Genomic DNA, 7,895 nt, shown 5'->3' with positions numbered 1-7,895 from the left:
CCGCGCTGGCGGGGCTCGCCGCCTCGGGCCTCGGCGCGCGGCCGATGGCCGGCGTCGACATGGCAGTGGTCGTTGCCGCCACGGCGCTGGCCGCCCTGCTGTATGCGGCGATGAATCAGCTGCTGCGCCACCGGGCCGGCGGGCGCGGCCTTCGTTCTCTGTTCGGGAGCTCTTCCTCATGAATGCCTTGACGGTCTCCGTTGTCCTGTTGTGGGCCGCCGTGCTGGTGCTCGGCGTGATGCTCTGGGCGCTGTCGCGCCAGGTGGGCATCCTCTACGAGCGGGTGGCGCCGATGGGGGCGCTGGTCACCGACGCCGGTCCGCCGGTCGGCGCGCCGTCGCCGAGCTTCGCGTTGACCAGCCTGCAGTCCGAGCCGGTCACCATCGGCGGCGTCCAAGCCGGGCCGACGCTGCTGTTCTTCCTCTCGCCGACCTGTCCGGTGTGCAAGAAGCTGATCCCGGTGCTCAAGGCGCTGCTGCGCGACGAAGGCCGCCGACTGCGCATCGTGCTGGCCAGCGACGGCGAGGCGACGGCGCACCGTAGATTCGTGCGCGAATACGGACTGGACGCGCTGCCCTACGTGCTGTCGACCGAGCTGGGCATGAGCTATCGCGTCTCGCGGCTGCCCTATGCGGTGCTGCTGGACACCCAGGGCGTGGTGGCGGCGAAGGGCCTGGTCAACTCGCGTGAGCAGTTCGACAGCCTGCTCAACGCCCACGAGATGGGCGCCCCGACGATCCAGCACTACCTGAGCGGCACGTCGGCGGCGGCCTGAGCTGCACGACATTCCCGTCGTCGACCCGGCCCATTCACGGAGGACGTTTCATGCGCTGGCTCTTCAAGCTGATCGACCGGCACGCCGAGCATGGCGTGCGCCAGATGGCGCACCGGCACGGCCGGCGCAGCCTGCTCGCGCGCCTGGGGCGTGGCGCTGGTCGGGGGCGCCGTGCTGCCGATGCTGCCGTTCGACCGCAGCGGACAGTCGTCCGGGGCCGCCCACGCGGCGGAGCCATCGCCACGCAAGGCCGCCAAGCCCGACCCGCGTGAGGATCCGCTGCAGTGCGAGTACTGGCGCTACTGCGCCTTCGACGGCTACCTGTGCACTTGTTGCGGCGGGTCGCTGACGCAGTGCCCGCCGGGCACCGAGGCCTCCAAGGTCAGCTGGATCGGCACCTGCCTGAATCCGCAGGACGGCCGCCAGTACCTGGTGTCCTACAACGACTGCTGCGGCAAGGGCTCGTGCGGCGAATGCCTGTGCAACAACAACGAGCGCGAGCGCCCGGGCTACCGGCTCGGCGTGCACAACGACATCAACTGGTGCATGGCCAACACCAGCCCGATGTTCCATTGCACGACGGCCATCATCGCCGGCGTGGCGTGACGGCGGGCACCGCGCCCCGGCTCCGATGACGCGGCTGCGTGGGTTCGCCCTGGCGCTGCTGCTGGCGGGCGGTGGGTCCGTGCTGCAGGCGCAGTCGCTGGGGCGACAGGCCGTGCCCCGCGCGCAGGCGGAATCGGTGGCCGTGACCACCAGCGTGCGCAGTCAGTACGTCGTGCATTGCGCCGGCTGCCACGGGCTGGACGGCGCGGGGTCGCGCATCGGCAACGTGCCCGACATGCGGCAGCTGGGCCATTTCCTGCGCCTGCCGGGCGGGCGCGAGTTCGTGATCCGTGTGCCCGGGGTGATGGGCTCGGGCCTGAACGACCGGCAGGTGGCCGACGTGACCAACTGGGTGCTGACCACGCTGGCGCTGGCCTCGCTGCCCGCCGACCACGTGCCCTACGACGCGGCCGAAGTGCAGCGGGCGCGCAGCAATCCGCTGGTGGACGTGGCAGCGGCGCGCGCCGGGCTGCTCGAAGAGGCCCGTCGGCGCGGCGTGCCGCTGGACTGAGGCGCGCCGCGCACCGAGGCGACACGCCGTCGCCCAGCGCCGTGCTACAAGGGCAGATGGCTCTCGTGCTGGATCACCAATCGGCCGATGTCGACGACCAGGCGCAGGCGCTGAGCGGTTGGCAGCAGCGCTACGAGCAACTCGGCCGCGGCCGCTTCCGGGGGTCGGCGCGGCAGGTGGTGATGGCCGGCGGCACGGTGCTGCGCGAGTCCACCAACCGCCAGCTGCGCGAGCAGATCCGTCCGCCCTCCGACTGCCTGGTGCTGGCCATCCCGCTGTCGGTCGCGCCCGGTTCGGTGTTTGCCGGCCGGCCGCTGGACGGCGATGCATTGATGGTCATCTCGGGCCACGAGGAGTACGAGCTGGTGGCGGCCGGCGAACTCGACCTGCTGGCGCTGTCGGTCGACCGACGGCGGCTGGGCGGCATGCTGGCGCCCGAGGAGATCGAGTGGCTGGCGCGGGCTGAACGCCAGCGGCGCTGGGCGCTGGCCCCCGACACCGCCGGCGCGGTGCGCAGCCAGCTGCTCGCCGTGTGCTCCGCCGCCGGCCGCTGTGCGCCCGGTGCGGTGATCGACATCGAGAACGAGCCGGCGCTGATCGGCGCCACGCTCGCGCACACGGTGGCGCTGGCGATGTCGGACGGCGGCGCCGACCGCGGCGCGGTCGGCATTCCGCGGCGTGCCGACTCGCGGCTGCGGGTGGTGAAGCGCGCCATCGAATTCATCCGCGCCAACCTGCAGGAGGACATCGGCATCCCCGAGATCTGCGCGGCCGCCTGCGCCAGCCGCCGCAGCCTGCAGTATTGCTTCGAGGAGTTCCTGCACACCACGCCGCAGGCCTATCTGCGCGCGCTGCGCCTGAACGAGGCGCGGCGTCGCCTGAAGCAACCGGGCGATCAGCCCATCACGCTGCTGGCGTGCGCCATGGGCTTCAGCAGCGCGAGCCATTTCACGCGCCACTACAAGCTGATGTTCAACGAGCTGCCGTCGCAGACGCAGCGGCGGCGCACGCGCGACGCCTGAGGCCGCAGCAGACGACGGGTCCTCAGCGCGCCGGCGGCGGCAGCGTATGGGTGCGGAAGAAGCGCAGCATCTCCGCGCTCGCATCGGGGCCCTGGGCGTCGGTGTACGAGCCCTGCGTCGAGCCGCCGGCCCAGGCGTGGCCGGCGCCGTGCACGACCCAGTGTTCGGCGACCACGCGACCGTCGGCATCGCGGTAGCGGCGCTGCGTGTACTCGCGGCCGTTGGCACTGCGCGCGCGGGTGCTCTCGGGCGTGTCGCGGCCGGCGCGGGCGGCAACCGCGCGCTCGCCGTTGGACGGATGCACGGTGGCATCGGCATCGCCGTGGAACACGATGGTCGGCACGGAGGTGCTCCTGGCGACGCTGCCGGTGCCGCGCTTCATCGCCGCGAGTGCCGAGGGCAGGTCGGTCGCCGCACCGGCCGGCAGACCCGAGTGCACTCCGACCGCAGCGAACAGGTCGGGATAGGCGTCACCGAGGATGGCCGCCATCGCGCCGCCAGCCGACAGGCCGGCCACGTAGACGCGCTGGGGGTCGATGCCGTAGCGCGCCATTACCTCGCGCGTCATCGCAGCCAGCATCGCGGGCTCGCCGCGATCGCGCTGCTGGTGGTTGTGCTTGAACCAATTCCAGCAGCGCGACGCATTGGCGCGCTGCGTCTGCGCGGGATAGAGCACGAAGACGCCGTGCTCGCGGGCCGCGTCGTTCATGCCGGTGCCGGCCGCGAAGTCGTCGGGGTTCTGCGTGCAGCCGTGCAGCATCACCACCAGCGGCAGCGTTTGTCCTTGCCAGACCGGTGGCACGAAGAGCCGGTACTCGTGCGTACCGTTCACGTCGGTGTGGCTTCCGGCGATGAACCGACCGCCGGGCACGCTGGCCGGCGCCGGCTGCTGCACCGGCGGCGCGGGTTCGACCTGGCGCGCCTCGACGTCGATCACCAGGCAGTCGTCGTCGGGTGCGGCCGGCGTCTCGGCGGCGGTCGCCGAGCCCTTGCCGAGTGCGGCGCGAATCGATGCGGTGGCGCGCCGCAACTCGCCGGCCCGCGTGAGGCGGGCAGCCTCGGTCATCAGGCGCTGGAAATCGGGGTGCATGGGCTTCCTGGGGTTCGGTGGGCCGCACGCCTCAGCGGATGCGCGGGGCGAGCGCTGCCTTGACGGCCGGGCTGGCGTGCAGCGCCCCCAGCACCACCACCGACTCGACGGTGGCCAGCGCGAGTTCCGGCGTCACGTCGGCGGTGAACGATGCGAGGCCGAGCACGCGGATCTGCAGCGTCTGGCCTGCCGCCTGCACGGCGCGCAGGTCGCTGGCAGTGAACTGCTGGATGCCCAGCACCAGCGTCTTGCGGGCCACGGCCTGCTTCAGCACGTCGGCATGGCCGGCGAGCTGGTTGCGGACCGCGGTGCGGATCAGGTCGGTGCGGTTGGCATAGAAGCCGTCCTGGACGAGCAGGTCGATGTGACCGAGGTCCACATAGCCGATGTTGACGGTGACCTTCTCGTCGAGGGGCTTGGTCGCGGTGGAGAGTTGGCGTCGTGCAGGCATGACGCCATCCTATCACCATCCACTTGGATGGTTTTAAGGCAATTCCGAAAAAGGGATCGCCTGCGAGCCCCGCCTTCAACTGCTGACGGACTCTGCGCTCTCCTGGGCCGCACGGCGGCCTGCATCCATGGCGAAATGGAGCGCGGAGCGCGCATCCTTGAAGCGGTGGCCGCCGGCAAGGCGCTCGTCGCGGAACACCGCCACCGGCTCGCCGCTCAGCCCGCGCACCCGCATGATGACGACGGCGGCCAGGTAACCCCCGCCGGGGGCGTCGAGTGCCCCGCCGTAGATCCTGAAGTCGCCGCAGTCGCGCTCATCGAAATGCATGCGCCGGGTCTCAGTTGCGCTCGGGCAGGAGGGACAGCACGGCAGGCACCGTCTCGGCGCTGTCGAACTGGGCCGCTCGCGCGGCGTGCAGGGCCCGCACGTCCCCGACCCCCGGCAGCACCGTGTCGGCGCTGCAGATCGGGCACACGGCCGTGGTGTCGTCGTGGACCCAGGCCACCACGTCCTGGGGCTTGAAGCTACCCAGGCATGAATAGCAGCCGGCGATGGAAGACCGCGCCAGGGCGGCGCGGTTGTTGAAGGATTGGAGGTGGGTGTAACTCATGGCGTCTAGCCTAGGGCCCGCCCAAGGCAGGGGCCATCCCGCTTGAGGGGGAGAAGCTGGGGTGTCCAGGCCCGGCCTGCCGGGCATCGCTCAGCCGGGTGCAGGCGCGTACTGCATCTCGCCGTTGCCGAAGGACCAGTTCTCCTTGGCGACTTCGATCAGGTTGATGAAGACATCCTGTCGGCGCACACCCAACCTGGCGTGCAGGTCGTCGGCAACGCGCTTGTAGAACGCCTTCTTCAGCTCGATGGAGCGGCCCTGGTTCAGCGTGATCTGGATGAACACGATGCCCGGCGAATACTCGACGCCCAGATAGCTGGCCGGGAACACCAGTTCGCCCTGACCGTGTCGGGCGATGATCTGGAACTTGTCGTCGGCAGGCACGTTGATCAGGTCGGTCATGGCAGCGTAGATCAGCTGACCGATGTCGCGTCCCAGCGTCGGTGGGGCGTCATGCGAAATGTCGATTCGAACGAGTGGCATCGTGTCCTCGCGGAGGTTCGGGGTGAAGGGGATGGCAGGGCGCTGCAACGGCGACGGCCGGTCGGTGCCACTGTGTCACAGGCGGCGGTTCGCCGACGGCCTGGGGTTGTGGCGAGTCCGTCAACCGGGGCCTGGAACGGGTCCGGCGCCGGTTCCCTCCGGTCATTGAAGCCGCTTGAACCCTGCGTGCAGATTCGATGCGTTGCAGGCAGGCCGGGCCGCCCCAAACTCCTGCTTCAAGGAGATCCACCATGAAGCAGCTTTCGTTCGTTCGGCGCAGTCCGGGGCGCCATTGGGTCGGCGACGGTTTTCCGGTGCGCAGCATCTTTTCGTACAACGACCTCGCGGAGCCGATGTCGCCTTTCCTGCTGCTCGACCATGCGGGCCCGGTGGAGTTCGAGCCCACCTCCCGGCGGCTCGGTGTGGGCCAGCATCCGCACCGTGGCTTCGAGACCGTGACCATCGTCTACGCTGGCGAGGTGGAGCATCGCGACTCGACGGGCGCGGGCGGATCGATCGGTCCTGGCGACGTGCAATGGATGACCGCAGGCCGCGGCATCGTCCACGAGGAGTTCCACGGCCGCGACTACGCGCGTCGCGGCGGCCCGTTCGAGATGCTGCAGCTGTGGGTCAACCTGCCCGCGAAGGACAAGCGGGTGGCGCCCGCCTACCAGGCATCACGCGGCGCAGATCCCGCACGTGGAACTGCCGGACGCTGCGGGCACGGTGCGCGTGATCGCCGGTGAACTGCAAGGCGTGGTGGGGCCGGCGCGCAGCTTCAGCCCGATCAACCTGTGGGACCTGCGACTCGTGGCGGGCCGGCCGGTGCGGCTGAGCGTTCCGGCCGGACACACCACGGCGCTGTTCGTGCTGAAGGGCGCGCTGCGCGCGGACGGCAGTGACACCGTGGTCGGCGAGGCGGAGCTCGCCGTGCTGGAGCGCGAGGGCGACACGCTGCAGATCGAGGCGGTGACGGATGCGACCTTGCTGCTGCTCGGAGGCGAGCCGCTGAACGAGCCCGTCGTCGGGCAGGGACCGTTCGTGATGAACACCCCGGCCGAGATCCGGCAGGCCTTCGTCGACTACCAGAGCGGACAGTTCGGCCGCCCATGAAAAGGTGGACAGCGCACGGCGCTGTCCACCACAAGGGAGCCGTCAGCGGGAGGAGGGGAGACGGGAGGAGAGACGGCTCCGTCAGCTCAATGTAGTGCGCCTGCGTGCTGCGGTCTGTAGGAGAACGGCTCGACCGGCGCTTCAAGCTAGGGCCCCCGGCGCTACACAGATCTTTACCGCCTGCGCAAGCGCGCTTCACCCCCGCGTCCGACCATGCATGCACCCCCTGAGGGGTTTGCATGGAAAGGACGCAAGATGAACAGCGACTCTCTCATTCCCCGCGGTCTGCGCGGCGTGGTTCTCGGGACGGCGATCGCGCTGGCCGGTGGCGCGAGCCTGACGGCCTGGGCCGTACCCGAGGGCGCACCGGCCCGCCCGGCCGCGCACGGCGGGCCGCATGGCGGACCGGGCTTTGGCTGGGGCGCCTCGCCACGCCAGCTCGAGCGCCTGCTCGACAGCGTGAAGGCGACCGACGCGCAGCGCAGCCAGATCCGGCAGATCGCGCAGGCCGCGGCCGCCGACCTGAAGGCGCAGCGCGAGGCCGGCAGGGACCTGCGCGAGCAGCAGGCCCGCCTGTTCACGCAGCCGACCGTCGATGCGCAGGCCGTCGAGGCGCTGCGCCAGCAGATGGTGGCGCAGCATGACCAGGCCAGTCGGCGCATGAGCCAGGCCCTGCTCGACGCCAGCCGCGTGCTGACGGTGGAACAGCGTGTCCAGCTCGCCGAGCGCATGAAGGCGCGCCACGAACGCATGGAGCGCCACCACCGCGCGCCGCCGCCCGAACCCAAGGGCTGACGCGGCGGCCGGCGGGACCGGCCCGGCCTGCCGGGTCGGCTCCGCTGTTCTATCCTCCGGAGCCCGAGCTCCCTCGCCTAGCAAGACCATGAGTGCTCGACTGCTGCTGATCGACGACGACGCCCGCCTCACCGCGATGGTGGGCGACTACCTGCGCCAGGCCGGCTACGAGGTCGAGGTGGCGCCGACGCTGGACTCCGGCCGCACGCGGCTGGAGCGCGAGCTGTTCGACGCGCTGGTGCTCGACCTGATGCTGCCCGACGGCGACGGCCTCGACCTGTGCCGCGAGCTGCGCGCCGCACCGCGCACGCGCGCGCTGCCGCTGCTGATGCTCACCGCGCGCGGCGAGCCGATGGACCGCATCGTCGGCCTCGAGCTCGGTGCCGACGACTACCTGCCCAAGCCCTTCGAGCCACGCGAGCTGCTGGCGCGCGTCAAG

At 70.9% G+C, this 7,895-nt stretch carries 11 protein-coding genes and 2 pseudogenes; 8 read left to right on the top strand and 5 right to left on the bottom strand.

The window, feature by feature from the left end:
* The 5 genes and pseudogenes from Y694_RS18215 to Y694_RS18195 form a co-directional block, all read left to right on the top strand.
* A partial coding sequence (locus Y694_RS18215; protein WP_036235095.1) for a hypothetical protein occupies positions 1 to 182 on the top strand: 182 nt, incomplete at its 5' end.
* Positions 179 to 775, top strand: a complete 597-nt coding sequence (mauD, locus tag Y694_RS18210; RefSeq protein WP_036235093.1) for a methylamine dehydrogenase accessory protein MauD — start codon at positions 179 to 181, stop codon at positions 773 to 775. The genes Y694_RS18215 and mauD, both read left to right, overlap by 4 nt.
* A gap of 50 nt (positions 776 to 825) precedes the next feature.
* Positions 826 to 1,381, top strand: a pseudogene (locus Y694_RS18205) (methylamine dehydrogenase light chain).
* 25 nt (positions 1,382 to 1,406) lie between these two features.
* Positions 1,407 to 1,892, top strand: a complete 486-nt coding sequence (locus Y694_RS18200) for a cytochrome c (protein WP_036235091.1) — start codon at positions 1,407 to 1,409, stop codon at positions 1,890 to 1,892.
* A 56-nt stretch (positions 1,893 to 1,948) separates the two neighbouring features.
* Positions 1,949 to 2,914, top strand: a complete 966-nt coding sequence (locus Y694_RS18195; protein ID WP_036235089.1) for a helix-turn-helix domain-containing protein — start codon at positions 1,949 to 1,951, stop codon at positions 2,912 to 2,914.
* A 22-nt stretch (positions 2,915 to 2,936) separates the two neighbouring features.
* Here the strand turns inward: Y694_RS18195 and Y694_RS18190 are convergent, their stop codons facing one another.
* The 5 genes from Y694_RS18190 to Y694_RS18170 all read right to left on the bottom strand — a co-directional run bounded on the left by Y694_RS18190 (position 2,937) and on the right by Y694_RS18170 (position 5,548).
* Positions 2,937 to 4,004 (bottom strand): PHB depolymerase family esterase, encoded by a 1,068-nt coding sequence (locus Y694_RS18190; RefSeq protein WP_036235087.1) that lies wholly within the window; start codon positions 4,002 to 4,004, stop codon positions 2,937 to 2,939.
* Between the two features lie 31 nt (positions 4,005 to 4,035).
* The gene (locus Y694_RS18185) at positions 4,036 to 4,455 is read right to left on the bottom strand and encodes a CopG family transcriptional regulator (protein ID WP_036235085.1); all 420 of its coding nucleotides are present in this window, start codon (positions 4,453 to 4,455) and stop codon (positions 4,036 to 4,038) included.
* A 75-nt stretch (positions 4,456 to 4,530) separates the two neighbouring features.
* Positions 4,531 to 4,782, bottom strand: coding sequence for a hypothetical protein (locus Y694_RS18180; protein WP_036235083.1), 252 nt, complete (start codon positions 4,780 to 4,782; stop codon positions 4,531 to 4,533).
* Between the two features lie 10 nt (positions 4,783 to 4,792).
* Positions 4,793 to 5,065, bottom strand: coding sequence for a hypothetical protein (locus Y694_RS18175; RefSeq protein ID WP_036235081.1), 273 nt, complete (start codon positions 5,063 to 5,065; stop codon positions 4,793 to 4,795).
* A gap of 90 nt (positions 5,066 to 5,155) precedes the next feature.
* Positions 5,156 to 5,548: a tautomerase family protein gene (locus tag Y694_RS18170; protein ID WP_011830230.1), complete on the bottom strand. Its 393-nt coding sequence runs from the start codon at positions 5,546 to 5,548 to the stop codon at positions 5,156 to 5,158.
* Between the two features lie 251 nt (positions 5,549 to 5,799).
* On the opposite strand from Y694_RS18170, the pseudogene Y694_RS18165 reads away from it, so the two are divergent.
* The 3 genes and pseudogenes from Y694_RS18165 to Y694_RS18155 form a co-directional block, all read left to right on the top strand.
* Positions 5,800 to 6,661, top strand: a pseudogene (locus Y694_RS18165) (pirin family protein).
* A 255-nt stretch (positions 6,662 to 6,916) separates the two neighbouring features.
* Entirely contained in the window at positions 6,917 to 7,456 is a 540-nt protein-coding gene (locus Y694_RS18160) for a Spy/CpxP family protein refolding chaperone (RefSeq protein WP_051495875.1), read from the top strand.
* A gap of 88 nt (positions 7,457 to 7,544) precedes the next feature.
* Positions 7,545 to 7,895: response regulator transcription factor (locus tag Y694_RS18155; RefSeq protein WP_036235079.1), on the top strand; the 351-nt coding region annotated here is incomplete at its 3' end.

The sequence above is a fragment of the Methylibium sp. T29-B genome (assembly GCF_000576225.1).
GTDB lineage: Bacteria > Pseudomonadota > Gammaproteobacteria > Burkholderiales > Burkholderiaceae_C > Methylibium > Methylibium petroleiphilum.
This window is presented reverse-complemented; position numbering and strand designations above follow the sequence as displayed.